Origin of the sequence: Methanolobus sp. (assembly GCF_030682845.1) — an archaeon.
In the GTDB taxonomy this organism is placed as follows: domain Archaea; phylum Halobacteriota; class Methanosarcinia; order Methanosarcinales; family Methanosarcinaceae; genus Methanolobus.
The window spans coordinates 1-26,090 of the sequence record NZ_JAUXNK010000056.1 but is presented as its reverse complement, the minus strand read 5'-3'; the positions used below and the strand labels follow the sequence as shown (position 1 = coordinate 26,090).

Annotated in this window: 27 protein-coding genes and 2 tRNA genes; 9 read left to right on the top strand and 20 right to left on the bottom strand. The window is 47.2% G+C overall.

The features are described 5' to 3' along the window. Positions 1 to 133: 133 nt before the first annotated feature. On the top strand, positions 134 to 391 hold the full coding sequence (locus Q8J68_RS06800) for a transcriptional regulator FilR1 domain-containing protein (protein ID WP_305310768.1): 258 nt from the start codon (positions 134 to 136) through the stop codon (positions 389 to 391). A gap of 115 nt (positions 392 to 506) precedes the next feature. On the opposite strand, the gene Q8J68_RS06795 is transcribed toward Q8J68_RS06800, so the two are convergent. From Q8J68_RS06795 to Q8J68_RS06780, 4 genes are all read right to left on the bottom strand, one after another. Further along, positions 507 to 668, bottom strand: a complete 162-nt coding sequence (locus Q8J68_RS06795) for a hypothetical protein (RefSeq protein WP_305310767.1) — start codon at positions 666 to 668, stop codon at positions 507 to 509. A 323-nt stretch (positions 669 to 991) separates the two neighbouring features. After that, a tRNA-Asp gene (locus Q8J68_RS06790) sits at positions 992 to 1,064 on the bottom strand. A gap of 73 nt (positions 1,065 to 1,137) precedes the next feature. After that, positions 1,138 to 1,247, bottom strand: a tRNA-Tyr gene (locus tag Q8J68_RS06785). Positions 1,248 to 1,490: 243 nt separating this feature from the next. Beyond that, positions 1,491 to 2,687 (bottom strand): methionine adenosyltransferase, encoded by a 1,197-nt coding sequence (locus Q8J68_RS06780; RefSeq protein WP_305310766.1) that lies wholly within the window; start codon positions 2,685 to 2,687, stop codon positions 1,491 to 1,493. A gap of 313 nt (positions 2,688 to 3,000) precedes the next feature. On the opposite strand from Q8J68_RS06780, the gene hisG reads away from it, so the two are divergent. Genes hisG through hisB form a run of 3 tightly spaced genes read left to right on the top strand, consistent with a single transcriptional unit; the run spans position 3,001 to position 5,221 of the window. Next, positions 3,001 to 3,855, top strand: a complete 855-nt coding sequence (hisG, locus tag Q8J68_RS06775) for an ATP phosphoribosyltransferase (protein WP_305310765.1) — start codon at positions 3,001 to 3,003, stop codon at positions 3,853 to 3,855. 8 nt (positions 3,856 to 3,863) lie between these two features. Beyond that, on the top strand, positions 3,864 to 4,604 hold the full coding sequence (hisA, locus tag Q8J68_RS06770; RefSeq protein ID WP_305310764.1) for a 1-(5-phosphoribosyl)-5-[(5-phosphoribosylamino)methylideneamino]imidazole-4-carboxamide isomerase: 741 nt from the start codon (positions 3,864 to 3,866) through the stop codon (positions 4,602 to 4,604). Between the two features lie 41 nt (positions 4,605 to 4,645). Beyond that, on the top strand, positions 4,646 to 5,221 hold the full coding sequence (gene hisB / locus Q8J68_RS06765; RefSeq protein WP_305310763.1) for an imidazoleglycerol-phosphate dehydratase HisB: 576 nt from the start codon (positions 4,646 to 4,648) through the stop codon (positions 5,219 to 5,221). 6 nt (positions 5,222 to 5,227) lie between these two features. Here hisB and Q8J68_RS06760 read toward each other — a convergent pair whose 3' ends face one another. The 10 genes from Q8J68_RS06760 to Q8J68_RS06715 all read right to left on the bottom strand — a co-directional run bounded on the left by Q8J68_RS06760 (position 5,228) and on the right by Q8J68_RS06715 (position 15,814). Beyond that, a complete protein-coding gene (locus tag Q8J68_RS06760) occupies positions 5,228 to 7,342 on the bottom strand; it encodes a helix-hairpin-helix domain-containing protein (protein ID WP_305310762.1) in 2,115 nt (704 codons plus the stop codon). A 32-nt stretch (positions 7,343 to 7,374) separates the two neighbouring features. Then, on the bottom strand, positions 7,375 to 8,220 hold the full coding sequence (locus tag Q8J68_RS06755; protein ID WP_305310761.1) for a DUF4130 domain-containing protein: 846 nt from the start codon (positions 8,218 to 8,220) through the stop codon (positions 7,375 to 7,377). Beyond that, a complete protein-coding gene (locus Q8J68_RS06750; RefSeq protein ID WP_305310760.1) occupies positions 8,217 to 9,359 on the bottom strand; it encodes a radical SAM protein in 1,143 nt (380 codons plus the stop codon). The genes Q8J68_RS06755 and Q8J68_RS06750 overlap by 4 nt, the downstream gene beginning before the upstream one ends. Before the next feature lie 184 nt (positions 9,360 to 9,543). Then, positions 9,544 to 10,110: an ArsR family transcriptional regulator gene (locus tag Q8J68_RS06745; RefSeq protein ID WP_305310759.1), complete on the bottom strand. Its 567-nt coding sequence runs from the start codon at positions 10,108 to 10,110 to the stop codon at positions 9,544 to 9,546. A gap of 100 nt (positions 10,111 to 10,210) precedes the next feature. Beyond that, positions 10,211 to 11,218: a sugar phosphate isomerase gene (locus Q8J68_RS06740; RefSeq protein ID WP_305310758.1), complete on the bottom strand. Its 1,008-nt coding sequence runs from the start codon at positions 11,216 to 11,218 to the stop codon at positions 10,211 to 10,213. Continuing rightward, complete coding sequence (locus tag Q8J68_RS06735; protein WP_305310757.1) at positions 11,218 to 12,429, bottom strand: adenosylcobinamide amidohydrolase; 1,212 nt, start codon at positions 12,427 to 12,429, stop codon at positions 11,218 to 11,220. Before Q8J68_RS06735 ends, Q8J68_RS06740 begins: the two co-directional genes overlap by 1 nt. A gap of 236 nt (positions 12,430 to 12,665) precedes the next feature. Continuing rightward, positions 12,666 to 14,066, bottom strand: coding sequence for an MATE family efflux transporter (locus Q8J68_RS06730; RefSeq protein ID WP_305310756.1), 1,401 nt, complete (start codon positions 14,064 to 14,066; stop codon positions 12,666 to 12,668). Then, entirely contained in the window at positions 14,063 to 14,548 is a 486-nt protein-coding gene (locus Q8J68_RS06725; protein ID WP_305310755.1) for a MarR family winged helix-turn-helix transcriptional regulator, read from the bottom strand. The genes Q8J68_RS06730 and Q8J68_RS06725 overlap by 4 nt, the downstream gene beginning before the upstream one ends. Positions 14,549 to 14,627: 79 nt before the next feature. Further along, complete coding sequence (locus Q8J68_RS06720) at positions 14,628 to 15,542, bottom strand: ABC transporter ATP-binding protein (protein ID WP_305310754.1); 915 nt, start codon at positions 15,540 to 15,542, stop codon at positions 14,628 to 14,630. 35 nt (positions 15,543 to 15,577) lie between these two features. Further along, complete coding sequence (locus tag Q8J68_RS06715) at positions 15,578 to 15,814, bottom strand: hypothetical protein (protein WP_305310753.1); 237 nt, start codon at positions 15,812 to 15,814, stop codon at positions 15,578 to 15,580. Positions 15,815 to 15,918: 104 nt separating this feature from the next. Between Q8J68_RS06715 and Q8J68_RS06710 the strand changes: the two genes are divergently transcribed. The 5 genes from Q8J68_RS06710 to Q8J68_RS06690 all read left to right on the top strand — a co-directional run bounded on the left by Q8J68_RS06710 (position 15,919) and on the right by Q8J68_RS06690 (position 21,436). After that, positions 15,919 to 17,730, top strand: coding sequence for an ABC transporter permease (locus Q8J68_RS06710; RefSeq protein WP_305310752.1), 1,812 nt, complete (start codon positions 15,919 to 15,921; stop codon positions 17,728 to 17,730). Next, positions 17,723 to 18,823, top strand: coding sequence for an ABC transporter permease (locus Q8J68_RS06705; protein WP_305310751.1), 1,101 nt, complete (start codon positions 17,723 to 17,725; stop codon positions 18,821 to 18,823). The genes Q8J68_RS06710 and Q8J68_RS06705 overlap by 8 nt, the downstream gene beginning before the upstream one ends. Positions 18,824 to 18,849: 26 nt before the next feature. Continuing rightward, positions 18,850 to 20,682, top strand: a complete 1,833-nt coding sequence (locus Q8J68_RS06700; RefSeq protein WP_305310750.1) for a hypothetical protein — start codon at positions 18,850 to 18,852, stop codon at positions 20,680 to 20,682. 23 nt (positions 20,683 to 20,705) lie between these two features. Next, a complete protein-coding gene (locus Q8J68_RS06695) occupies positions 20,706 to 21,122 on the top strand; it encodes a hypothetical protein (protein WP_305310749.1) in 417 nt (138 codons plus the stop codon). 173 nt (positions 21,123 to 21,295) lie between these two features. Then, positions 21,296 to 21,436 (top strand): hypothetical protein, encoded by a 141-nt coding sequence (locus Q8J68_RS06690; RefSeq protein ID WP_305310748.1) that lies wholly within the window; start codon positions 21,296 to 21,298, stop codon positions 21,434 to 21,436. Positions 21,437 to 21,534: 98 nt separating this feature from the next. On the opposite strand, the gene Q8J68_RS06685 is transcribed toward Q8J68_RS06690, so the two are convergent. The 6 genes from Q8J68_RS06685 to Q8J68_RS06660 all read right to left on the bottom strand — a co-directional run bounded on the left by Q8J68_RS06685 (position 21,535) and on the right by Q8J68_RS06660 (position 25,988). After that, a complete protein-coding gene (locus tag Q8J68_RS06685; protein WP_305310747.1) occupies positions 21,535 to 21,810 on the bottom strand; it encodes a ferritin family protein in 276 nt (91 codons plus the stop codon). A gap of 14 nt (positions 21,811 to 21,824) precedes the next feature. Continuing rightward, positions 21,825 to 22,109 carry a ferritin family protein gene (locus Q8J68_RS06680; protein WP_305310746.1) on the bottom strand — a complete coding sequence of 95 codons (285 nt, stop codon included), beginning with the start codon at positions 22,107 to 22,109 and terminating at the stop codon, positions 21,825 to 21,827. Positions 22,110 to 22,268: 159 nt separating this feature from the next. Next, the gene (locus Q8J68_RS06675) at positions 22,269 to 24,038 is read right to left on the bottom strand and encodes a ribosome biogenesis/translation initiation ATPase RLI (RefSeq protein ID WP_305310745.1); all 1,770 of its coding nucleotides are present in this window, start codon (positions 24,036 to 24,038) and stop codon (positions 22,269 to 22,271) included. 48 nt (positions 24,039 to 24,086) lie between these two features. Then, positions 24,087 to 24,506 carry a hypothetical protein gene (locus Q8J68_RS06670; protein WP_305310744.1) on the bottom strand — a complete coding sequence of 140 codons (420 nt, stop codon included), beginning with the start codon at positions 24,504 to 24,506 and terminating at the stop codon, positions 24,087 to 24,089. 94 nt (positions 24,507 to 24,600) lie between these two features. Continuing rightward, on the bottom strand, positions 24,601 to 25,605 hold the full coding sequence (locus Q8J68_RS06665) for an MBL fold metallo-hydrolase (RefSeq protein WP_305310743.1): 1,005 nt from the start codon (positions 25,603 to 25,605) through the stop codon (positions 24,601 to 24,603). A gap of 113 nt (positions 25,606 to 25,718) precedes the next feature. Then, on the bottom strand, positions 25,719 to 25,988 hold the full coding sequence (locus tag Q8J68_RS06660) for a co-chaperone YbbN (RefSeq protein WP_305310742.1): 270 nt from the start codon (positions 25,986 to 25,988) through the stop codon (positions 25,719 to 25,721). Between the last annotated feature and the right edge of the window lie 102 nt (positions 25,989 to 26,090).

Below are 26,090 nucleotides of genomic sequence, written 5' to 3'. Positions count from 1 at the left end.
AAGTTCAGGTTTGCTAGATTCATTCTGTTTGTTGAAGAATGGCTTAGAAGAAAGTTAAGAATTCAGTTAGTAGTGCAATGTTTAAGGTAATTCAATAGCGTGGGGATAAGGAGGAAGTAAATTTAGCGAAGTACTGAAATTACAGAATCAACCGGATCCCTCTTTTGCAAAGCTTCTAGAGAACGATTTATTTAACCTATTTGTCTATCCTAAAAAAAGTAACCTGTTGACCTTTGCATACAATGACTACTTCTTCTTCATGAAGCTGTTCAAGGATACGGGGGAAGTGGATAACAGTGAGGTTTTATGCTCCAACCCATTTGCAATTGAATGGGGAAAAGAGCTCTTTGAATACTACCTGAAGGATTCAATAACAATAACGGAACTTTAATCAAAATATTCCCTGCAGGAAAATATTTTCGATTACGAGAATGATTTATAATAAGAAATCCATTTTGAGCTAGGTTGAGAAGGCAGGATAAAGGTGCCTGGAAAAGCACCACGCTTTAAAGCACCTCTCTCCTTACGAATCCGAGATATTCCCCAATATCCCCAACCAATCTCACACAAATTTCCCGTTTGTGTAGGTAGAATGAGGCGCCGGAAACCACCACAATTTTAGGCGCCTCTTTCCTGACGAATCCGAGATGTTCCCCAACATCTCTCAACTAATCCACTCCCAATTTACGGCTCATTCCCCCACGACCCGCAATAAGTAGTTAGTCCTGTATTTATTTAACCTAAACCTTGTTTAATATTAACATCGATACGAAGTTTTGTTAATGAACCATCTTTTAATGGTGTTGAAATTTGAGCTCTCTTATTAATATTTAGCTTCACATGGCTATGTGTGATTATCGTACTGGCAAAGCAGTATACAACACCTTGATTAATTAAAGATTCCAGAAAAGCCGGAATATTCCATAATTGACATTAGAAGAGATAAAATATAAAAAAAACAATCCCGGAAAAACCGGGATTTAACGTTTAGCGCCCGAACCGGGATTCGAACCCGGGTCGAAGCCTCGACAGGGCTTCATGATAGGCCTCTACACTATTCGGACACGCGGAGGTTATCGCTTTTGAGCACCCCTAAAAGGAACTCTTAGCATATAAACCTTTTTCTGGTTTTGGAAGTCCCGCCTCCCAGACTCGAACCGGGGACATCGCGGTGCCTGCGCGGTATGTGTGAACAAGTCACATGAACCATACTACAGCCGCGCACTCTACCACTGAGTTAAGGCGGGTCTTGCAAACCATGAATCGTCACGGCATTGCTGTGCGATGCAACACTCCAATACGCACAATCGTACTTATCTCTTTCGCCGCAAAACCTGCTAGATCCTGGAAAGACGGGTGAAGTAAGACAGTGATAAGCCCGGTAAGAACAAACTGACAGCAGAGACAAGAAAGTATACAAAAAAAGAGTTGTGATTGGGCACCTCTGCCGAAGTGCCTTCAGATATATACAGGAAGAAACTGGAGCCTGCTTAGAAGGTGTCCAGTTCGCCCCTGCTGAGCATCTCGGTGATCCTGGTGATATTGGCCAGCCATTCATCCATGACAGCCTCGGTTTCCGTCCTGATGGATGCAAAATTCGCGCCGTCCTGGGGGATTATCTGGGCGCTTGCCATAAGAGGCTGGTCTATGGGTTTGCCTATCTGGGACAGCAGGCGTATGTGGACGTCCTGCACCTCAGGCACAGCCTTTACGACATCCCTGGCCATCTGGGTAGAGAGCAGGTTGTAGATCTTACCAACATGGTTTATCGGATTCTTGCCGCTGGTGGCTTCCATGCTCATCGGCCTGCCCGGAGTGATAAGACCGTTGCAGCGATTACCGCGGCCTACCGAACCGTCATCGCCCATCTCAGCGGATGTACCTGTAACTGTCAGGAAGACCGAACCACAGCACTCATTGTCACCCGTGTTCAGGGAAGCAGACACATTCCTCTCAGTATGCCTCATAGCAAGGTCGGTAACATATTCAACCATCTCTTCCTTGATGTTGATATAGTGGTCCATATCATCGATGTGGCGTCCGACCATTCCGCAGCACATTGTCAGAGTGATATCATTGTCATTCCGAAGTCCCATGACCTTAATATCAGTACCTATTCCTGGGATCTTCTTTTTCAGGTCTGTGTTAAGTTTCCTTTCGGTCTCATAGACTATCTGCTCAAGTTCCGAGAAGGGAGCGTGGCCGATACCAAATGAAGTGTCGTTTGCAACCGGAACCTTACCCCTGTTGAACACATCCCTAAGATCAGATGAGCCCGTGCCCATCTTACAGTCGATGATCATATCCCTCTCAAGGTCAAGATCGACTATAGTCCTGCGAATGTAATTCCTTGCAGCTGAAAGAGCCACTGCCTCTGCAGGTATCTCCACACCTTCGAACTCCTTTGTAGCCCTCCCCACAAGCAGGGCGTATATAGGCTGGATGACCTCTCCGCCACCGAACTTCGGGCTGGACCTGCCCGCCACTATTTGCGTCTCATCGGTATTGTGGTGCAATACGAAACCGCATTTCTTGATGTATTCTTTGCATAATGCATGGCTCACTGCCTCCGAAAGACCATCTGAAATGCTGTCAGGGTGACCAATACCCTTTCTCTCAACAATTTCGATCTTTTGCTTTTCAATAGGCGTTTGTATCAGGTGTTCGACATTGATATTACGCATCATTTTTATATCCTCATGTGAGTTAAATAACACATTATAAGAATAGATAATCGGACAAATAATTAAGTATTCTTTCTGTATGAACTAACCATGTATTATATAATATTATCCATTAATCATTATTACCACAGGTAATTATTTATGCATATAAGCAATATGTAAGGATACTTCCATCAGCGTGAAATCTATATCATATAAAGGACTTTGAGAGAACATTCCAAATAACAACCGAACATCGCCGGACAGCATCAGGTAACTGTATAACTTATCAAAAGTTCAAATATCCGGTCATTCACTTTTACCAGAAGGATCATACATGATACGTATTGCTATACCCAATAAGGGGCGCCTGCACGACCCAACAGTCAGCCTGCTCAAGGAAGCGGGACTCCCTGTGCTTGAAGGCAGCACAAGGAAGCTTTTTGCAAAAACCACTGATCCCGAAATAACATATCTTTTCGCACGGGCTGCAGACATACCCGAGTATGTCCAGGACGGGGCAGCAGATGTGGGCATCACCGGGCTTGACCTGATAAACGAAACAGATGCCAGCGTGGAAGTGCTGCTGGACCTTAAATTCGGAAGTGCCAATCTTGTACTGGCGGTCCCTGAAGATTCGTCCATAACATCCGCAGAGCAGCTTAAAGGCATGCGTGTGGCTACGGAATTTCCAAATATAACCCGTAAGTACTTCGAGAACGCAGGCGTGGGAATAGAAATAATAAAGGTCAGTGGTGCATGTGAGATGACACCGCATGTCGGCATTGCAGATGCGATAGTGGACATCTCAAGCTCAGGTACCACCCTTGTCACCAATCATCTCAAAATGATAGAGAAGGTATTCTCCTCTTCAGTTTACCTGATAGCGAACAAGAAAAGCATGGACAAGGATGGCAAGATCAGCCAGATAAAGACCGCTGTTGAAAGCGTACTGTGTGCGAAAGGAAAACGCTATCTTATGATGAACGTACCTGCCGAAAGCCTTGAGAAGGTCAAGAAGGTACTTCCGGGACTTGCAGGTCCCACAGTGATGAAAGTAGAGTCTGATGAAGCCATGCTGGCGGTCCATGCCGTGGTCCAGTCAGACATGATATTCGCAACAGTGAGCGAGCTTAAAGCAGCCGGGGCAAAAGACATACTTGTTGTGCCTATCGAAAGGATGATGCCTTAGGTGTTCCCATGACGTTTGAGATCATCCCTGCGGTAGATATGAGAAATGGTAAATGCGTCCAGCTTGTGCAGGGCGTACCCGGCAGCGAACTTGTAAGCCTTGATGACCCTGTGGCAGTTGCAAAGGACTGGGTATCCCAGGGTGCAAGGACCCTTCACCTTATAGACCTTGACGGTGCCATCGATGGTGCACGTCACAACGCTCCCATCATAGAAGAGATAGTTAAAGAGTGTAAGCCGGCGGGCATAAGCATCCAGGTAGGAGGAGGCATCCGTTCTCTTGAGGATGCTGCAGGCCTGCTCAGGCTTGGGGTTGACAGGGTGATACTCAGCACTGCTGCCATCAATGATCCCCAACTCGTAAAGCAGCTGGCAGATTCATTTGGCAGTGAACGTGTCAACGTCGCTCTTGACTCCCGCAACGGAAAGATATCCATCGAAGGCTGGAAAAAACAATCCGAGCACACTGCTGTCGAGATGGGGATCAAGTTCGAGAAACTGGGCGCAGGTAGCCTGCTTTTCACCAACATAGATACCGAGGGGCTTATGCAGGGTGTTAACACCAGACCAACTGAGGAACTGGTAAAGTCCGTCAGCGTCCCTGTCATTGCGTCAGGTGGAGTCACAGGCCTTGCAGACCTCATAGCCATCAAAAGGACAGGCGCCTCAGCTGTTGTTGTCGGAAGCGCCCTCTATACAGGCAAGTTCACACTGGCAGAAGCGATAACTATTATTGAAAAAGACATATAATTATAGAATAATTGTAGAAATTGATAAACACGGGGTGCACCATGAGAGAGGCAAATATTTCACGCAAGACCAGCGAAACTGACATCCGCATCGAACTCAACCTAGATGGAACCGGCTCATCTACCATTGACACTGGCATAGGGTTTTTTGACCATATGCTCACAGCGTTCTCAAAACACAGCGGCTTCGATCTCCTTGTTAAGGCAAAGGGTGACCTTATCGTGGATGACCATCACCTCATAGAAGACACAGGCATCGTCCTGGGACAGGCAATCGCAAAAGCCCTCGAGGACAAGGCCGGCATTGCCAGATTCGGCGAGGCCCGTATTCCTATGGACGAGGCGCTTGCAAGTGTGGCTCTAGACATCGGAGGACGCAGCTACCTGGTACTTGAAGCGGCATTCATATCTCCAAAAGTAGGCGAGTTCAGTACCCAGATGGTCAGGCACTTCTTCGAATCCATAGCCCAGCATGCAAAGATCAACATGCATGCAAGCGTCTACGGAGATAATGATCACCATAAGATAGAGGCACTTTTCAAGGCATTCGCATACGCCCTTAAGAGAGCCACAGTTATTGAGGGACAGGGCATAAAGAGCACAAAGGGAACACTCTAGTTCAGCTCACCTGAACTTTTCCCTCAGTTTTGCATAAAAAGCCTGTTCCCTGCCACTCGTTTTCTTTGAAAGCCTCTCTACTATGAGTTCAGGCGTACTCTTTGCTATGTAATTATACCGGGGGCTTCGGTCCACAATAAGGTTGAGGTCGGCGTCAAGCCCACTGGCCTCAATGCCATCCACACGTATGCTGCTTTTCGTATTCTCCAGTATCAGTTCTGACAGGTGAGATACGAACACAGCCATACTCTGCTTATTCTCTGTCAGCACTTCCAGTATACCGGCTATTATCTTTGCCGAAGCTCCTGGTTCGGTTATTGATTCAAGTTCATCCACCAGCACAAGCTTACTGGAATCATCAGCAACCACGGCAAACTCGGTCAATGTTGTCTCAAAGGCTCCTGCATCCAGGGTACCCTTTGATTTGGCAAAATAGTAGATCCCGTCAGTAAAGGATATCTCAAAGGCAGAGGCCGGCACCGGGAAGCCCATATGTGCCAGGATGACTGACTGTGCAAGCAGTTCAAGCATGGAGGTCTTACCTCCTGAGTTCACCCCGCTGAGCAGCACAACTCGATTTGCATCACCCTGCGGACTGAAACTGGTCACACCTACCGAATAGTCTATCGGGACAACCTTTCCATGCCTGGCAAGAATGAACATGTTCCTTCCCTTTTCAAAACCAAAACCAGGGCCTTCAACTATTTCCGGCATGATCAGGCAGTGAGCGGATGCAAAACACCCGATAGCAAAACCAACATCGAAGTCCAGCACCTCCCGTACCATGTCCCTGACGACTCCAAGAGAGGATGCAAGCACCTTAGAAACCTCGCGCTTGTGCTCAAGCTGCCTTTTGAGGATCTTTTTCTCAAGATGCTGTTTAAAGGCAGTCAGTTGCTCGCGGTCAGTCTCAAGCGGATGAGTAATCTCTTCCGGGAATAATGAGTCTATAAAGATGGTTTCTTTCTTTTCCAAATTCAGCGTGCTGCATATCTCGCTGGCACATTCCTTTACAACGGCATGATAGGATGTACGAAGCTTTTTCCCGACAAGCTCCTTCAGTTCCACCGACCCTTTCATCACTTTCAGCATTTCCTGTCCGCGCAGTGTGAACTCACTGTTCAGAAGACTTTCATCCAGTTTTGAATTGGCATTCTTCACGGCATCGTTGACACACTGATCAATGCCAGCTGTGGCAGAGCGCAGTCTGTCAACCTCCTTGTCCGTACCCGCGGTTATATTGCCGCTCTCATCTATCACTGACAGGACAGAAGCAAGTTTTACCAGATCACTGTCGGGAATACCAGCACAGAACTTAATACCCTTTGAGCGGAGCAATTGCACTGCCTGTATAGAACAGGTGATGCTCTCAAGGTTTTTGGCAAATACCGATATATCTTTCTCCGGGATAATTTGCCAGTTACCGGCACTTTTCAGGTCAGACAAAAACTCAGGTTTGACATCTTCAGGAAAATCAAAGGCCATGTAAGTGTCATCAGCTGCAATAACATGGGAATAACCCCTTGCAGTATCAATAAACTCTGAAAGGGACCTTGCCAGATGCACATCCAGCATAGATCCAAACCTTTCCCTGGCATACTCGAACATCTTCTGCTCCGCTGTTATGACCACCCTGTCGCGCACCTTAGGGATTGTGAATTTCAAATTGAGCTGTTTTACTTTAGTGAGCAGACATATTATTTCCTTATCATCCTGCAGGAGGGCTGCAGTCTCCATGTAGGAAGATACTGACCTGCGCATCTCCAGAATGATATCTGATCGGCTTGAGGGATAAGGAATGAAAATGTTAATTTTATCCCTGGCATAGGAAGTATGGGCAAAACCTTTCACAAGATCAAGCACTTTCTCATACACATCCATCGCTTCTCTGGTCTTTAATAGATCAGAGACTGTGACACCATCTTTTTTCGACTGTACATCGTGTACAAGGGAGATCGCATAACGCTGTCCCATGCCTTCCACCTGGGAAATGCTGGCAATATCGCCACTTACTATAGCTTCGATAGCCAGACTCTCACTACCGAAATGCTCTATAAAGCGCTTGGCCATCTTGTCCCCGATGCGGGGTATATCACGTAAGCTCCTGATATCAACCGACATGAAAACTACCTTTCATTTTTAAACATAAACAATTAACCGGTAAAATTGTCAAGGGTGCAGTTCGAGATGCCTCTTTCCACCTTATACCTGTCCCGTGCGGACATCTCACTAATGGCGGATGAACTTTTGGGCTGCAGATGCTGAGCATGCTTTTTATTCCTTCTCACTGGTATCATCTGAGAATCATAATAGACATCCCAAAGGTCATCAACATCATCCGATTCCCTTGAAAATCTCAGGCTCTCAAAGAAAGAGGAGCGAATATGCGTGAAATTCTCAAGGCCCAGGTACCTCCCATTGCCGATCCAGGCAGTTTCCTTTTCCAGGACAGCAACAGGAAGGTCCGGATTCTTTCCTGCGAGCCAGCGGCAGAACATATCGCCAATCCGGTGCGGAGAATCTACTTTCACCGAAAGTATGCCGTTCACAAAGTCAGGCCGCGCGAACATGGACAACCTGTGATAGGAACGTGACACATCACACATATAATTATAATATTTCCTGCCTGTGGGAGTCTTGCCGGAATATAACATATCTGCATTGCCTTCACATGAGTACATGAAACGAACCAGTTCTGTAGGCTCGCATGAAGAATGACGGAGGACCAGGCGGATATAGCCTTCCACGTCCGGGTCTCTTCCGGACATGCGGCTCTTCCTTTTACCAAGAAGACTTTGCACAAGTACAGAACAGTTTGCCACTGGCCTGAACCCCACAGCCTTCAGGTCATATTCAATCCCGGAGAAAGAGATCTTGCTCCTGAGCTCATCCATATCCTTTGCAAAAAGAAGTTCCGAATCAGGGCGCTGAACCAGTTCATGACATGCAAGGAGCACTCCTTCCACATTATCCTTAAAAGCTATCATCTGCGGACTCATGCGCCTGCCCCCATGAAAGAAGAAAGATTTGTCTGCCTGCGACCATTGATCTCTATATAAGGCCTGGCCCTTGAGACCACAATGCCCATACGCATGAGCTCCTTCTCGGAAGATATGGGCCGGGACTGGATTATCCTGTTCGCACTTACCGGACCAATCCCCGGCACAAGTAACAGTTCATCCCTGCTTGCAGAGTTCACGTTCACCGGGAACCGCTCCGGATGCGACATCGCCAGAAGGAGCTTGGGGTCGGTGTCCAGAAGGAAGCCATTGTCATCGTAAACAGCATCGAAATCAAAAGCTTTCAGGCCATAGTCTTTCAGCAGATAGGATGTCTGATAAAGCCGGATCTCCCTCCATTTAGGCGAGGGAAGATTATTTTCAAGGGGCGTGGAAGGGACCGGGTCAAAGCTCATAAAATAAGGGCGTCTCAGCTCATACTCCACCATGAACTTGTCCACGGTCCCGATTATCTCCCTGTCAGGTTCGTTCAGGGCCCCCACGACAAACTGTGTGTCGTTGGCACCAATAATTCGCCCCCCATACCCAGTTTCCCGCCGTTTCTTATTTATCAGATCCCTTGTCCACTTGAGGCGCTGGAGCACATCGCTGGTGTAATCGAAATTGGGACATATCTCCGAATAGTTAACTGAACTGGTCGTTTCGGCGTTCACACCGAACTTGTTGGCGTAGTCCGCAATTTCCTCAAGCAGGTACAAAGGGGTTCCCGGCATCACACGCATATGAATGTACCCGGTAAATCCCTGACTGCGCAGGAGCTTTGCAACTTCAAGCTGCTTTTCCGCGGTCCTTTCGGCATCTCCGATTATCCCGGAAGACAGGAACAGTCCCTCAACTGCATTTCTCCTGTAAAAGGACCAAGTGATCTTTACTATCTCTTCCGGCGTAAGGGAAGTGCGCGTGGAATGACGGCCACACCTGTTGGGACAGTATGTACACTCACCAGCACATGCATTCGTAAGAAGGGTCTTGTAGAGCTGTATGCATCTTCCGTCAGGACCAAAGGCATGACACACCGCACTCTGGTTGCAACTATCATACTTTGTCCCCTCCGAGAGTATTTTCATCCTTTCCGTGAGAGTAAAGTGATGTTCGTTAGCAGTGTGCCGATTTATCATTGCATACTAATTGCCTTTCCGGAATATATAAGCTGGAACCATGCGGGGTGAAAGTATTCCAGAGATCTATAAATGCAAAATAGATACGAAATGAAAGTAAGAAAAAAGAATGAATACGAATTAATGACAATGAGAGAATAACAGCCTGCTTTAGCATGCTTTAACTCTCAAATAGTCTTGGTCTTTAATTCCTGGTATCTTTATCCCTGACCCTGACCTTGACCTTCAGGATGCTAACGGGTTCAAGCTTTTTCCACATGACTGTGGAGTTTTTATCGAAGGTGAAATTGTTCACCGTCTTGTCAGAGAATTCGCCATTAACTTCGTAAACGAAGAAGCCTTCCTCACCATTCGTAGAAACGACATTCTCCTGACCCCTTATATTCCGGACTTCGACTACAGCCACCTTCTTTATTGCTTCAAGCAATGTAGCACCTTTCTCGACCTCAACGGTCTTGGATGGCGCGAACATGTCAAGGGCATTGAAGAGATTCCTGTTGTTCAATTTAAGAACGTGCGTCTTACCGTAAACCTTGCGCTGGATAAGTGCGGCAGCTTCAAGGATATTAGCATGCTTTGCTGCGACAGGGACAGAAATCTGAAGCTCCCTGGCAAGTTCCGAGATATGCATCTCGCCCTCGGTCAGCTTTTCCAGCATCCTGAGGCGGGTCTCACTTCCAAGAGCACTGAACAGCTTCAGACGATCCAGGTGTTCAGGGTCTTCAATATCGTTGTTATCGGGCATGCTCATAAATATAAGGGATATAAAGACTTATATAAATATGTTCCTGATAATGGATACTCCGTGAGAAGAGAGATCATACCTCACTGAGCCCGTAAAAGCAACCGGATCACGTTTTTGATATTTTCCGCATTCCTTTGTTCAGTGCATCCCTCTGAGTCCTGAGCTTATGCTCAGTTGACTGCAGGTCGTGAAGTATGAATTCATGTGTCAGATAGTCGGGAGAAACATAGTCAACGATCTCAGAGCATCTCTCGTCGGTGAAAGGCATATGCTGGTCCATTCTCTCAACGACCTGCATAACTTTACCCAGGCGGTCGTAGAAAGGCATTTTATCGAAGTTTTCGGGTATATCCATATCAAAGCATGCGCGCATGTATTCACCGGAGATGCTGCAATGGAAATGCATTCCTTCGATTCTATCCACTATGTCATCAGAGTGCTTTGAAAGCACCTCCAGGATCGTATCCACGGCATCTTCCTCTTTATTGCACCGCATAGTGGCAGCCATGAGATGCCCAACATCAAGCACAAACGCCCAGTTGTCAAAATCAAGCTGTTCAGTAAAGTATGTTATAGCGCCTGGATCCAGGAACGTGAGTCCCGGCCACCAGAGATTCTCAAAGAAGAGGCGCACAGGCGGTTCCCCTCCGGGAAAAGAGGAAACGGACTCATTGAGAAAGGCTGCAGTTGTGTCCATCACATCTCTGTCAGTGCAATCGAAGGAGCGGGTGAACACATGTTCAAGCTCCACATAGGCAACATGGAACACTCCATATGCGGCATCCAGGAAATGCGCATTCTCCATGGCCCTGCGGAAATTCCCGACAACTTCACCACGGCTGAGTCCGCCGAAAAGGTATATCTTTTCGGATTCATCCATTCCGCAAGAGAAGGCATCATTGTCCATCCAGGCCCTATGCCGCCCCATCCAGTAAGGAAGATGCACCCCCTGTATAAGGCGGTCAGGGATGCCATCAGGGAGTGGGGACTGGTCCACATACAGCTCTATTCCGTCAAGCTGGTGCCGATCCAGGAAACTTTCCACCTTTCCCCAGTCAGAGTCAAATATATCCATCTCGATCTTATAAGTCGAGAGATTAATCAGTTCCTTCATCAATCTTCCTTTTCACTTTCAGTCAATACCTGAGGCATGCAATTACATTTTCCGTTCTTGATCAGCCATGCAGTGATCCCAACCCAATTGTTCATTATGGAGTCCTTTTCGTCCAGCAGATCATCCAGCGGCACAACCCCATTATATCCCACCAGTTCCGGCAGGCCCTTCATAATTGATATTGCAGCCTTCCTTCCGGCAGTCTCGGGGAGAAGCCCCCAGGATATCTCATCCATCACATGCAGGACGGCGCATGTGCTTCCCACAAGCGACGGGTTCCTGGAAGCATCCCTGAGTGCCCTTAAAAATCCGGCCTTACGGTTCTGACCTTCGATCCTCGAAGCCGCTTTCCAGTACGTGGCTTCGTCAACACCGAACCTCTCAAGGCGTACCAGCATATCCCTCTGGGAAAGAGCTGTCACTTCAGATTGCAGTTCAAGTGCCTTGACTATCGCCTCAAGCACACACAACCCTATCATTTCCCCCAGCTTGGAATGTTTACCGGCATCCGTCAGACAGTAAGGGCTTGTCCGGTCTGCAATCACCGCGATCATATCAGTGCCTGACCCGGTGGCAATGCCTTGGGAGTAACGGCTTGGGGCCATGAGTTGCTGCAAAGCCGCGGTCTTTGCCTCGGTTGCTGTGACAACAGCTCTCGTCATCGTATGCTGGGACAGGTTTGCACCGACCAGCAGTATCGTGTTGATCGTGCCCGGTATGAACTGGAAAGTACCATTTTCCTCGTAGTATGAGGCAGGGTCGCCCACCCTCCCACCATTTATCTCGATACCTGCAGTGACAACCGCAGTTACCTCAACACCCCTGAAAGAGCGCGTGACAATGGCAGCGTTCTCCATACAGGCTGCTGTCAGCAATCCTGAGGACCTCCCCGGATCAAGCCCCAATCCTGTGGAAATGAAATCGATATAAGCAGGTATACTGCCGCCTTCAAGTTCCTTTGCAGAATGTTTATTCCTGGGAACATGATGATTGAAGACAGCCTGAAGGTCTTCCCTGTATCCGCCGCCGACCCATGAGGTCGTGAGGGTGCTTCTGCCATCCGGGAGCATGACAACAATGGATCCCTTATGCCTGTATATCTTCTCACCGCCGGAAGTCTCCAACAAGAGTACAGCCTCTTCATGAAGGAAAGGCTCACATTCCTCTTGATCGATTTTTACAGGGGGTTCTGTTCCAGTATTCTGTCCCATACTATCACCTTCATTTCATCGTTCTTAGATGTAAACTGGAATTGTTCAAGTCAAGTGCGGTTCAATTTGAGAGTTTATGAGGTTAGCGGCATCACTGAATAACAAACATCAAGTATTTGTGTTTAATCACATGTAATTATCACGACTGCTTTAAATAGATTTTTAAGGGAGACCGGATCCACGTAAGGAATGCAGACATAGAAGAACGTGTAAAGACAGTATCACCCAAGTATGATTTAGGCCGGCTCTGCAGCCTTGAAACCAGATTCCTTCTTTAGCAAGGCCTCCACATGCAGCCTTGCCCAGATGAAGATCACAAGTGATCCAAGGACATTTCCAACCACTATACCCCACCAGATTCCAACAAGCCCCTGTCCGAGGTATATAGCAAAAAGTGCCGCAAAAATGGGAACCAATATGACAGCACGCAAAATAGTTGCGATAAGTGCATTCACACCCTTACCTATTCCCTGGAAGAGCGATGACGAGAGCATTCCAAGAGAGACCATGGGGTAGAACAGGCATATGATCCTGATGAATATCACCAGATCGCCGGTGATGTGGGAAGCACTTTCTGACATTGTGAAAACATAAGCTATCTGAGGAGCCAGGATGAAAGTAAGGGCAGCTATGGCTGTTTCCACAAGGAAGGATATCTTTGTTGCATAAAGATGTAAAGAAGACAACTTACTGTAAGACCCCTCCCCATACGCAAATCCACTCATAGTAACAACGGCTGTCGAGATTCCCATCAGGGGAGCGATAGCAATAGTAGCAACACGCCAGCCGACTGTATAGACAGCCACCCCATCAGTGTCACTGACTGTTATTAGTATCATGTTCATGACAAGCATCATCAAAGCCATTGAGGATTGCTGGACAGATGCCGGAAAACCCACCCTGAAAATGTCTTTCAGGATACCCCTATCGAAGCTGAAGTCCTTGAAATCAAAAGATATGTAGGTGTCCTTGCGGAAAAAGAGCCAGTTGGACATAAGGACAGCAGTGACAGCAAGAGAGATCACGGTCGCCCATGCAGCACCGGCTATACCCATGTCAAGCACGTATATCAGTATCGGGTCCAGTATGATGTTCAGTACGGACCCCAGGATCATGGCATTCATGGCTCTTTTAGTGTCTCCCTCACTGCGGAGGATGGCATTTGCAACGTTGGGGAAGAATATGAATAAAGTACCTGCAAAGAGAATCTTCCCGTATGAAGTTGCCATATCTGTTGTACTTCCCGCACCTATGGAAATGAAGATGCTCTCAGCGAAAAGGAACAGCGGGACAGCGAACAGCAGTGATAGAATAAGCATTATGATCATCGTGTGCACTGCAACGTTATCAGCCCCTTGCTTATCTTTTGCACCAAGCCTGCGGGATATGGCCGAGCCTCCGCCTACGCCAAGTCCCGTGGAGATGGCTATCGAGGCAAAAAAGAATGGAAAAACAAAACCTACTGCTGCAAGTGCATCAGACCCCAGGCCTGACACCCAAAAAGTGTCCACCAGATTATACACGGTCTGGATGGACATCGCAAACATCATCGGCAGGCCCAGTTTAAGAATAGCTTGCTTAGGATCCCCTGCCATTGTCTGCAGACCGGATGTGCCTGCTTCAATTCCCTCTTTCATTTGCCGGCCTTCCTGGCATCGTTCTCACGGGATAGGTTGCCTATGGCCCGCTTTATCATCTGAACGAAAAGGATTTTTTCTTCCCCGGTGAAACCATCAAATACAATATCATTGATCAGCACGGACATCTGCTTAATTACCGGCCCCAGCTGCCGGGATTTGTCAGTCAGGCATACCCTGTAGGCACGCTTATCCTGCGGATCTGTCTCCCTGAGAACATACCCGTTCTCTTCCAGCTTGTTAATAGCTCTGGTACCTGTGGCCCTGTCACAATTCAGGTCCCTTATAAGGACTTCCTGGCTGATACCATCATTGTGAAGCAGGCGCATCAGGAAAGGAAACTGTCCGCTGCCTATACCATATGGCTCCAGTTCTCTTGCAATGAAGGTATGGATCTCCCTGGAGAACAGGAATGCGTCTCTTCCGATGGATTGGTGACCTCTTGGCGCGAGGCAGTCTGTGCTTTTAAGTGAAGAAGTCAAATAACCACTCTATTTGTTGCTAATGCAACAATTGCATACTCAACAAATAGTATATAAAAAAATCGCTTTGCCAGCCAGATCAATCTACGAACAGTTCAACTCCCATCAGCTCCAGGAAGATCTCTTCCAGTGACGGTACTATCGTACGCATCTCAACGATATCCCCGCTTTTTGACACGACCCATTTGGTGGTATTGTTAATAATGCTGATATCGTGGGTGATAACAACATAGCCATCATCAGTCTTTTTCAGTTCGGCAAGGCCATAATCATCGATATTGTCTACCCTGAACTCAAGCCGGTACTGTATCCGCCCGAACTCCTCGCGGATATCGGCTGCCGTCCCCAGAGTAATGAGCCTGCCGTTCTTCATGATAAGGATATTGTCACACAGGCTTTCAACCTGGTAGAGGTTGTGGGCACTGAAAATGATCGTTTTGCCCGCCCCTTTGAGAGAGCGCACGTAATCCGTGATATACCTGGAGGTCATCGGATCAAGGCCTGATGACGGTTCATCATATATCAGGACGTCAGGGTCATTTATTAGTGAGCGGGCGATGGCAACCTTGCGCTTCATACCCTTGGAGAGGTCGCCGATCTTCTTGCCGTCAGCGTTGAGAGAAAGATCAAAAAGCAGGTCATTGATCCTTTTCCTGGCGACGTTCTTTTCGACGCCATAGAGCTCCGCAAAGAACATCAGATAATCATCAACTTCCATGCCTTCATACAGAGGTGACTCTTCGGGAAGAAAACCCAGGAAGGATTTGATCTTAACAGCATCCCGACCGATGTCCAGTCCCTTCATCGTAATAGTGCCCCTGCTTGGCCTGACAAGACCGCTCAGCATCTTCAAAGTGGTTGTCTTGCCTGCACCGTTGGGACCCACTATTCCGAATATCTCTCCTTTCGAGATAGAGAAACTGAGGTCTTCGACTGCAACAAAATCCCCGTATTCTTTCCGGAGTCCTTCCACTTCGATGATATTCTGTTCCACACTAACAGAATATACTTCACGATATATAAGTGATGTTATAAAAATAGAGATACGGTTGCTCGTGGCAACCGTGCATTTACTGCCATCTTAATCAGTGTCTTGTTATAGCCGGGGTTATTCCTGATATGTACATCCATCTTCGGGAACGGGATGTTTATGCCTTCCCTGTTGAAAGCGTTATGTATAGCAATGGCAAGGTCATTTTTGACAGGCCTGCCAAGATCTGTTCCGTAACTTATTCCAACATCAACGCGGACCCTGCGGACTGGCATACACGTGACATTGACTATGGGACTTCCCCATATAATATAACAATGACCCCTAATACCCAAATAACTACATACATATTAATATAATAAATTACTAATAAAAAGTGATGTCCGGATGGTTTACGATAGCAAAATGGGAGTTTTTCAGGTCCAAACTCAAATTCGATTCAAGGTCAGCCATATTGCTGACACTTACCCTGGCACTGGTCATAGCAGCATCCTTCGCAGCCGCACAGACACAGATGAGCATGAACCAGAAAATATACACTGCGGCATCTACAGAACCTGCACTTCGCCCCATACTTGAAAGTGACCAGAGATTCAGTTATCTGCCTGTCACAATATATGATGCAACCCAGTTCTACATGTACGGCGCAGATTTCGTAATTATCGGAAATAATGTATATCTTGGAGATAATCCCAAGTCAGCTGCTGCCGGAAGTGCACTGGAGAACACAGTCAAGGAATATCGTGAGATCGTACTTACTTCCTACGATGATATTAACAACAGCCATCCGGTGTGGGTCACTGTACACGATATTGAGAGACCTCAGAACTTCCAGCTATTAAGTGCACAGGGTGCTGCCGGCAGCCTGGATACAGGCAGGGACAGTGGCTCCAATGAACGGTCCCACCAGGGTTACCCTAAAGGAGAGATAACTACAGAATACCTCAATGCAGGCTCCTCATTCACACTTCCGCAGGACATCAGCGATCTTGACGATTACAAAGCAAGGTCATTCTTCCAGAAGCAGACGCTCTCTACGCCATCTTTCTTCTCACCCCCTATTCCATTCACGGCGATACTCTATGCTTTCCTGTTCATATTCCCCATATACTTCATCTCGCAGTTCTATTCCACAAGTATCATGGATGAGCGCACCAATAAAAAAGGGGAGCTCATACTTGCAGCACCTCTGTCCAGCAGAGATATAGTCATCGGTAAAACATTACCCTACATTCTTGTCACTCTTCTCATCCAGGCTGTCATCACCCTGTATATCATGGGCATCCCGGCGGATATAAGGACAGCACAGAGCTCACTACTGATTCTTGCAGCAATACTGCCGGTTGTGCTTCTTTTCTTCGCGCTCTCATTTTTCGGCGCCATACTTTCAAGGAGCTTCAAGGAACTGACCTTCACAAGCGTCTTCCTGTCAGTGATGATTTCCGGATACCTCTTCTTCCCGGCTATGTTTACAAATATCCACGCCATCAGTTCAATCTCCCCGATCACTCTTATAGTCCGCCTTATAGAGGGCGAGACCCTGCTGATCGGCACATATCTGTTCTCAACCCTGCCATTCTATTTTGTCGCGTTTTCCGCCTTTTTATTCGGGACCTATATATACAGGGAAGAGGACCTCTTCACACAGAAAGCAGTATCAGAGAAGATAACAGATTGTCTGGAGATTTTCCTTCTGAACCCATACGGCTCTGTTTTCCTGCTGAGCATTATCTTCATCCCGTTCGTTTACATGACGCAACTAATGCTGATAGTCATGCTGTTCAACCTGCCGGCCCCGCATTCTGTCATCGTGATGATAGCACTTTCTGCGATGGCAGAAGAACTGGTCAAATCAGCCGGAATATACACAATCTTCAAAAGAAAGCTTCAGCTGGTCACTATGAGAAACGCCTTCAGGCTTGCTGTCCTTTCAGGTACAGGTTTCTTTGTGGGAGAAAAGGCAGTTGCTGTCCTTACTCTGGCTCCTATTGCAAGTTCCGCGTTCGGCGCAGTGATGACAATGGGAACACTCCTGCTAATACCCCTCCTGCTGCACATCTCGACAGCTGCGGTCAGTTCGATAGTAATGTACAGGTTTGGTACCAGGAGATATCTGCTCTCAGTGATACTGGCAACCGTGGTCCATAGCGCATACAATCTTTTCATTCTGAGAGGTGTTCTTTTTGGCTAAGCGTGCAAGATATTGCAAAAAAGTAAGGAGTATCGCTAAAAAGGAAGTAGGCGAGCTCATGCGTGAGAAAACGTTCATGCTTTCCGTACTGATCCAGCTTTTCATAGCATCATTCTCAACATTTCTTGTCATAGGGCTCACTTCGTTCTACGATCCCACGATCATGGGTGATATAGAGATGCAGGGTATAAGCGTTGCAGTTGTCGGAACTGAAGAAAATGAACTGTACAAGCTGCTTCAGGAAAGTAAGATCAATACCCGCCTGTACAGTGACCTGACACCTGCTTACGGGGACTTCTATGAACACAAGGTCGACGCCATAGTAATAGCCCCTCCCGGCCCCCCGGAAGGGACGGATATACTGAACGTGGATATATATCTTCCCAAGTCGGAAATTAAGGCTACCCTGATATCACTTCAGTTAAAAGAGCCACTTGAGAAGTTCGAACAGCATGTGCGTGATATAAGGACCCAGCGCCTGCCGGGATATTCCCCGCTAGAGATCAACATCAACAAGAGAGGTATAAAGACCTCATCCACTTATTTCGAGTTCATTTTCGTTGCACTGCTCCCACTGCTGGTATTTACGCCAGCGTTCATTTCAGGAGGGCTTGTTATTGATTTCATTACCGAGGAGTTTGAAAGGAAGACAATGGAATTACTGCTTGTCACTCCTGCGTCCATGCTGGAGATAGTGAGTGGGAAGGTGCTTGTTGCGGTCGCCATTGTGCCACTGCAGGCTCTTGCCTGGATGCTGCTGTTGAGTATGAACGGGATATCCATCATGAATTTCTTCACGATACTGCTCGTGGTCACGCTTATCGGGCTGATACTTGTCCTGACGAGCAGCATCATATCGGCCATATTCAGGGAGAGAGGCGTTGCCCAGCTTCTGTATTCCATGGTGCTCATCTTCCTGTTCATGGCTTCCTACCTGTTCACAAATTCACCGCTCAATCTTGTAACAAGACTCTCGATCGATAGTATAGGTGCATCCGAATCAGCCCTCTGGGTTGGCCTCTATACGTTAGTGGCCTTGGCGCTGTGCATGCTTACAGTTGCCACGGTGAAAAATACATATAAAAACAATTAAAAGATAAAAATACATATATGCTCCAAATGGCTGTGAGAACACTGGTTGTCCTGATCCTTGCGATCGCAATGCTATCCGCTTTAGTATATCCGGTCAGTGCCTACGATATCCAGTATGAGAGCCTATGGATATTCCAGGGTACCTACGAACTTGCTGCCGGGAACAGAGCGGAACTCGAAGGGTTCACAGTTAAAGTACATTCTGTAGATATGGATAGTGCTGAACCTTCTGCCATAGTTCTTGTTTACCGCAACAGGGACTTCAAGAGATCATTCTTTATGGATGCCTCTGCAAACAGCGAGCAAGTATATGATAATGAACTGAAGATCAATGTCCTTGGTATTAACTCGGGCATTGTCTCACTGGAGACATACAAACAGAAATCGGAAAGGGTATGGGTCACAAGCGTGCCGAAAACAAACATGAAAGCTGGTGACACACTGGAGGATGGCAGTTACCGTATTAAACTCAAAGAGGTTGGTGAGAGCGGTGCTCTTGTCAGCATAGAAGGTAAGAATGGTGTTTTTGAAGAAACATACCAATCGGGCAGCTACAGGAAATTCGCCGGTGAGTTCATGGTCCGTGTCATCTATATCAATCAAAACACCAGAGATGTATCCATTGAGACTTTCAGGCCGGGTGCGCCCGCATTAACAGTCGATATCCTGACAGATAAGATAGTCTATGGCTCAAATGAGGATATATCGTACGTATTAACTCTCACCAATAGCGGCACTATTCCACTGCATGGCATTACCATGACCACCGGTTCCTCAGCAGGAGTGGTTGGGGAACCAAAGCTCCAGCAGGCAGTTCTTGATCCGCTGAAAGTGAAGAAGTTCATTGTGCCTGTCAGAACCCCTGTAACTCCTGTCACCAGGAACATACTGATAGAATCCCAGGTTACAGGATATGATTACAAGGGTAACGCATACTCAGAGCCAGCCTCTTTTGAAGTACAGGTCAGGCCCTACATCTCTATCGAGAAAAAGGTGGAAGCTGTCAGGAAATCCCCAAAGGACAGTGAAATGGGAACTGACGGGCATTTCATGATAACGCTCACACTTAAGAACACGGCAGGTTACAGGACAACTCTGGAAGTACGGGACGAACTGCCATCATCAATGATCCCTCAAGACGTGGAGAGAACGGAATGGACAGTGTTGCTTGATGCTGGTGCTACAAAAGTGATCAGCTATACTGCAAAGCCAACTGAAGCAGGCAGTTTCACCTTCAGGCCTGCAACGGCTCAGTGGAACGACAAAGGAGAAACATATATTATGGAATCCAGCCCCCTTACAGATGCTTTCATCGTCAGGGGCTCGAAAGTCATTGTTGAGAAGAGTACTGTTTCCAGCTACCTGTATACCGGAGAGATGACCGAGATAGTTGTAACCGCATTGAATGCAGGAAACAGCAATGTCCGCATTACCCTTGTTGACAGTGTTCCCGAGGGGCTTGCCTTGATTTCAGGCCAGCTCTTATGGGAAGGAGACCTTGAAGCAGGTGCATCAAAGAAGATCAGCTATGTTGTAAAGGCCGGAACCGCCGGAAACGTTATGTTACCTGCTGCCAGGGCAGATTGCACTGACGTGGAGGGAAAAAAGTACATTGCAGTTTCCGATACTCCTGTGATCTACATCGATGATGTGCTCACTACTGAAAACAATCAGATAAGCAATGAAGCAAAGCCAAGTTCGGTAAATGCACAGACCAGCAAAACCCCGGACACTGGAAATGCTGAGCTTACACGCATTGAGGCTGCCGGCTTCCTGTTATCTGCTTTTATCACCCTGTTCTCATTGCTTGCGATCATACCGGCTCTTATGTATTTAGCTATCAGGGGTGTTTACAGATGAAACAAAACGGAAGGAGGATTTGAATGGAGATTCTGGCTTTTATAGGGTGTGCGATGCTTTTTATCACTTTTGCACTCACCGTGCTTTTCATACTTATAAAGATATCATCCCGGCTGGCGATGCTGGTCCTGGTAGCTGTGCCTCTGTTTGCAGTTATCATAATGCCCGGCACATCTGTGGCTTTCCTCTCATACGAGCATTTCCTTTTTGCCAAAGGCCTGGTGCCTGTCAACAATTTCCATATACTTCTAATGATGTGGTCAACACTGACAGGAATTATCCTCTATACTGAATTCCTTACCTGGTACCTTACAAAAGGAAAGAGAAGAAAAGAAGAAATAAAGGCCTCAGATGCATCTGAGGGAGCCCATAAAGATGGTAATGATATTACCTCCAAGATAAAGGAAGTATTTCTTAAACAAGGTCCATCAGGCAAATGATAAAATACTATGGGAGATAAAAGCCAATTGGGGGAATCTATCTGGAAGATGAGCAGAATATCAGGACAGATGATACAGGAAGTAGAAGCACCAGGCAGCAAAAGCCGATCCCTTGGAAGTCGGCCATCTATTCACTGGTATTTCCGGGTCTTGGACAGCTGAACAACGGAAATATGAACAGAGGACTGTTGTTCTTTGCCATTGCATTCACCCTGATAATTGCAGGACATCTGTTAGTCACTCTTATAATACTTGCGATCTTCTGGCTTTACAATATCTACGATGCTTATTCCGGTGCAAAGAAACTCTCATGAATAGCTGCCTCTTGACAGCTATATGCATTCGTATCAATGTCCCGGCTTGTGACAGCTGGGTGAAAAATGATTTTTAGTGCCTACAGGCAACCGGATAATCACATCCTCCCTCTTCCGAGAGCGTAATCTGCCATGATCTTCAGGTATTCCCCGTCAACTTCCATGAGCACTGTCTGGAACATCGCTACATGGACCTTTTCCTCTTTGGCGACATCCAGGAGGATCACTTTAAGATCTTCGCTGTCAGTGAGCGAAGCCATTGATTCGTACAGGTTCACAGCATCCAGTTCTGCAATCATGGCAGCTCTCATTATCTCCTTATCAAGGTCCTTTTTATTCACCATCTGCAGGTTGATAGGTATCTCTGATAACATGTTTACCCCCTGGCTTACTTTGAAAGCTCCTCATCGACCTCTTTTTCCCCTGCCTTGAGTTCCTCTTTCTGCTGCTCATCAGCTCTTAACAGCAAAGTCTGGAACTCGCCCACATGGGTCTTCTCTTCAAGCGCAACATCCATAAGGACCCTCTTTACTTCATCGTTGTCAGTGAGACCTGCCATTTGCTCATAGAGATTGATGGCATCCAGCTCGGCAACTATTGCCGCCCTTAATATCTCTTTATTTATATCCTTCTGATCGACTTTGGAAAGGTCCACCGGTATCTTTGATAACATAACTCACACTCCTTCATATACAGATACAGCAGCCGCTCATTTGACATGTATGCTTATCAGCCACTGTTCCAGTTCCCATATTTGATGAGACCCGCATGTACTTATATATTTCGCGAAAGGGAGACAAATATGACAAAAAAGGAATAGAGAGAATTATTATTACTCGATATTGTGGTAATAATATTCCCCGCTGGCCTTCTGCTCCCTGTCAAGCCTTGATTCTGGCTTGTTAACCCTGGGCCGGGAGGTATCCTCATCACGCCTGAAGGTGATATGCAGGTTCGCCAGGAACTTGTTCATGCCATCCTGCATGCTGAAAGGGTTGTGAGCCTTACCGGAGACTGCAGGCTCGCCCTCAAAGACAATCAGACGTTCGCTAAGCATGTCTATCATATAGATGTCATGGTCAACCACCATGGCAGTCTTGCCGCTGTTCTCGGCAAATCTCTTGATCACCCTGGTAGTCATGGAACGCTGTTCGACATCCAGGTGGGCACTTGGCTCGTCAAGGATATACATATCTGCATCCCTGCACAAACAGGCCGCAATGGCTACCCTCTGGAGCTCTCCACCACTGAGATCCTTAAGATCACGTTCATAAAGGGGCTCAAGCTGCATGGGTTTGGCTACTTCGGACTGGAAATAGCTTGTATCGAACTTGCGGGAGATGCCACGCAGGAAGTACTGCACCTGCATGGAGACATCAGGCTTGATATATTGAGGCTTATAGGAAATAGTGATGTCCAAGTCCATCTTGCCTTCATCCGGCTCGACCTCTCCGGCCAGTATCTTTACAAAAGTGGATTTACCGATACCGTTGGGTCCGACTATGCCGAGAACTTCACCCTGTTTAAGGGAGCCACCATCGGTCTCAAGAGAAAAACCATTCCCGTATTTCTTGGAAAAATGATCGTAATTTACCAGGGTCGCAATATCTGATCCTACACGCGGGGGATGCACCTCAAACTTTATGGCATCGGGCCTGATACGCACATTCTCCTCAGGCAGGTAACCCTTAAGATACTGGTTGATTGCGATACGCACACCTTTTGGATATGTTACGACACCATAGGCTCCCGGCTGCCCGTATGCCACATGCACAACATCCGCCAGCATGTCAAGGATTGCCAGGTCGTGCTCGACAACAAGCACAGCTTTATCCCTGGCTATCTCCTGGATAAGCTGGGCGGAGTTAATGCGCTGGTAGATGTCAAGATATGGGCTGATCTCGTCAAAGAAATAGAAGTCAGCGTCCCTTGCAGCACATGCTGCAATGGCTACTCTCTGGAGTTCTCCTCCACTAAGCTCGGATATATTCCTGTCAATTACAGGTGACAGGCCAAGCCTTTCTATCAGTTCCCCGAGAACGCCACGCTCGTCGGTCCTGTCAAGCAGTTCACTGGCTTTCCCTTTAAAGGCCTTGGGGATCATATCCACATACTGGGGCTTCTGGGAGACCTTCGTATTGCCGTCAGCCACGTCACTGAAGTAATCGTGCAGAGCTGTGCCCGCGTAATGCCGGAGCACATTTTCCCAGTTACCTGCGCCATCTCCGAAGTTTGGTATAAGGGCACCTGAGAGTATCTGCACCGCCGTACTTTTTCCGATGCCGTTAGGACCCAGGATACCTGTGACCCTGCCCACCTGAGGAACCGGCAGGCCATAAAGCGCAAAGGCATTTGCTCCGTACCTGTGAGTGGGTTCTTTCAGCTCTTCCGGAAGGCCGATGATCATAATAGCATCGAAAGGGCACCTGTTGATACATATACCGCAACCTACGCAGAGCTCTTCCGAGATGATCGGCTTTCCACCACCTTCCGGGAAAACGATGGTCTCATCCCCTGTCCTTACCCTGGGACAGTACTTTTCACATTCATGACTGCAGCGCCTTGGCTGGCACCGGTCCTTGTTCAATATGGCTATTCGCATGTGGGATCCCTGACATTTAAATAAGGTGCATGTTCAAAAAAGAGATGATCAATTCAGAAGCAGCGTCCATGTCACAAGACAGAAATCTATGACGAGGAACTCAACAAAGAACCAATCCTTGAAACCGAACTCCTTGGTATCGATCTTAATGAGCGGGAAAATCAACTTCTGTGCATAATATGCAAGAGCAGCAACGATAATGAGTACTGCATACCACTTTATCTCATCACCGACACCAAACTGAGTGTAAGCCAGTATACCGGCTATGATACCAATGATCGATGCAACTGCTGTCTTTATTATACCCTCTATGTGTGCCTGTTTTCTCTCCTCGGGGGTCTTTACTTTGATAACAGGTTTCACGGCACCTGCACCTGTATCTGGCTGCGCCGCCCCTGAATCAACGGGCTCTTCCATGGAAGGGACAGAAGGAGCAAGCGCTTGTTTTCTCTTGGACGATTTTGACAATTGACAATCTCCTGGAACAACTTGGATAATGTGGATACTATAGAAAGCTGGTAGTTATATAAACTTTTATCCCGCGCAGGGTAATATGTCATAACTAGATAAAATCATTGCTCAATATATTATTCACCTTATCAAGAGAAATGGCATTAAAGCCAAGTCCCCTAAGGTGACTGGCGAACCTGCCGGGCCTGTGCCCTGACGGATGATAGACCAGCGTGAACTCCGGATCCATAGCCTGCACCATGCCAGTCAGCCCCCTTGCGTCCAGATGATCACTTATCTGTATGGTAGGATACCTGTAATCGCATCTGCCTGTCATCACATACTTGGACATGTTCATGGGAAGCTTGTCAAGGTCCCAGGGAGGCACGACACAGATAGAGTCGCCACATGCCTCTCCCAGCCCGATGATGTCGCCTGCATCTTCAAGCAGGTAGCGTGTCAGGGCAAGGGACTTCTCTTCCATGGCTATTGCACCGTTGTACCCCAGGCCTCTAAGTAATCCCACAGCCCTCTGGGCCTTACCGAAGGCATATGCTCCAAAGGCAAGGCAGGCGTTGTCCTGCAGGATGTTCCTGAAACCTATGATATCGTCATCAAAATAGCATGTTGCATCCCCGGGGTCCCCATAGTTGGCTTCGGTAATGAGCACATCACATTTGGGCAGCAGGGAAGCATCCTTAACATCCCCCGTGACCAGGATACGAGTACCAACTTCGTTCTCCCAGTAGAAGGATGTGGATCCCACTGTATGAAAATTAGGATAGGCAGTTATTGTGACACCACTGACTTCAATGGAGCTGCCAATCTCCATTGTTCTGCCTTTGTAGGCACGGTCATGCCTGATCTCAAGAGCTTGGGCCGTCTTAACAGAACAGACGGCGCGTTCTGAGAGCATGGCGGACATGCCATGGTGGTCAGAATGCGCATGAGTAATAAGATAGGCGTCAGGCTGAACATATTTTGCAGGGTTCCTGGTGGTATCTATGGAAAAAGTGACAAGTTCTCCCTCGCAGGACCTGAACTTAACGGAAAGATGAGGCTTGAATGTACCTTTGGTGTTCTTCTGCCTGAAGACCATTACCCCAAGATCGATCATTTCCTGCAATATCCGTATTCCTCGAACAGGGATTAAACTCATAGTATTTACGCTTATTCAAAAAAAGGAACTGTAGCAAAAATATATGAACTCTTTGTAAAAAAGGAAGGCGCTTAAAGCACCTTTTTCAGCTCTTCGATAAGAACACCTGCTGTCGTGACACCTGTAAAGCGCTTTACAGGATTTCCATCCTTCAGGATGATAAGAGTTGGAACTGCCTGAATGCCATATTTTGATGCAAGTTCCTGATTCTGGTCAACATCGATGACCTTTACTTCAACTTTATCCCCCAATTCCTCCTTTACTTTCTCAAGGAAGGGCTTCTGCATCTTACAGGGTCCGCACCACGTTGCACTAAAATCCAATAGTTCAGGTTTGCTCATGTTAACACCTTATATTTCAAGTTAAGAATTGTCAAGTTAAGAATGACCTGTTGATATAACTGTTTTACTGGAATGGTGAACCTCCCCTCCCTGAAGGAAGGG

Bases quoted from the DNA above. Each gene is read 5' to 3' on its own strand.
- Q8J68_RS06735 (WP_305310757.1), bottom strand. From the start codon at position 12,429: ATGGGACAGAATACTGGAACAGAACCCCCTGTAAAAATCGATCAAGAG.
- Q8J68_RS06710 (WP_305310752.1), top strand. From the start codon at position 15,919: ATGTCCGGATGGTTTACGATAGCAAAATGGGAGTTTTTCAGGTCCAAA.
- Q8J68_RS06685 (WP_305310747.1), bottom strand. From the start codon at position 21,810: ATGTTATCAGAGATACCTATCAACCTGCAGATGGTGAATAAAAAGGAC.
- Q8J68_RS06750 (WP_305310760.1), bottom strand. From the start codon at position 9,359: ATGATAAATCGGCACACTGCTAACGAACATCACTTTACTCTCACGGAA.
- Q8J68_RS06780 (WP_305310766.1), bottom strand. From the start codon at position 2,687: ATGATGCGTAATATCAATGTCGAACACCTGATACAAACGCCTATTGAA.
- Q8J68_RS06660 (WP_305310742.1), bottom strand. From the start codon at position 25,988: ATGAGCAAACCTGAACTATTGGATTTTAGTGCAACGTGGTGCGGACCC.
- Q8J68_RS06680 (WP_305310746.1), bottom strand. From the start codon at position 22,109: ATGTTATCAAAGATACCGGTGGACCTTTCCAAAGTCGATCAGAAGGAT.
- Q8J68_RS06740 (WP_305310758.1), bottom strand. From the start codon at position 11,218: ATGAAGGAACTGATTAATCTCTCGACTTATAAGATCGAGATGGATATA.
- hisA (WP_305310764.1), top strand. From the start codon at position 3,864: ATGACGTTTGAGATCATCCCTGCGGTAGATATGAGAAATGGTAAATGC.
- Q8J68_RS06755 (WP_305310761.1), bottom strand. From the start codon at position 8,220: ATGAGTCCGCAGATGATAGCTTTTAAGGATAATGTGGAAGGAGTGCTC.
- Q8J68_RS06665 (WP_305310743.1), bottom strand. From the start codon at position 25,605: ATGATCGATCTTGGGGTAATGGTCTTCAGGCAGAAGAACACCAAAGGT.
- Q8J68_RS06730 (WP_305310756.1), bottom strand. From the start codon at position 14,066: ATGAAAGAGGGAATTGAAGCAGGCACATCCGGTCTGCAGACAATGGCA.
- Q8J68_RS06700 (WP_305310750.1), top strand. From the start codon at position 18,850: ATGGCTGTGAGAACACTGGTTGTCCTGATCCTTGCGATCGCAATGCTA.
- Q8J68_RS06695 (WP_305310749.1), top strand. From the start codon at position 20,706: ATGGAGATTCTGGCTTTTATAGGGTGTGCGATGCTTTTTATCACTTTT.
- Q8J68_RS06690 (WP_305310748.1), top strand. From the start codon at position 21,296: ATGAACAGAGGACTGTTGTTCTTTGCCATTGCATTCACCCTGATAATT.
- Q8J68_RS06760 (WP_305310762.1), bottom strand. From the start codon at position 7,342: ATGTCGGTTGATATCAGGAGCTTACGTGATATACCCCGCATCGGGGAC.
- Q8J68_RS06715 (WP_305310753.1), bottom strand. From the start codon at position 15,814: ATGCCAGTCCGCAGGGTCCGCGTTGATGTTGGAATAAGTTACGGAACA.
- Q8J68_RS06745 (WP_305310759.1), bottom strand. From the start codon at position 10,110: ATGAGCATGCCCGATAACAACGATATTGAAGACCCTGAACACCTGGAT.
- hisG (WP_305310765.1), top strand. From the start codon at position 3,001: ATGATACGTATTGCTATACCCAATAAGGGGCGCCTGCACGACCCAACA.
- Q8J68_RS06675 (WP_305310745.1), bottom strand. From the start codon at position 24,038: ATGCGAATAGCCATATTGAACAAGGACCGGTGCCAGCCAAGGCGCTGC.
- hisB (WP_305310763.1), top strand. From the start codon at position 4,646: ATGAGAGAGGCAAATATTTCACGCAAGACCAGCGAAACTGACATCCGC.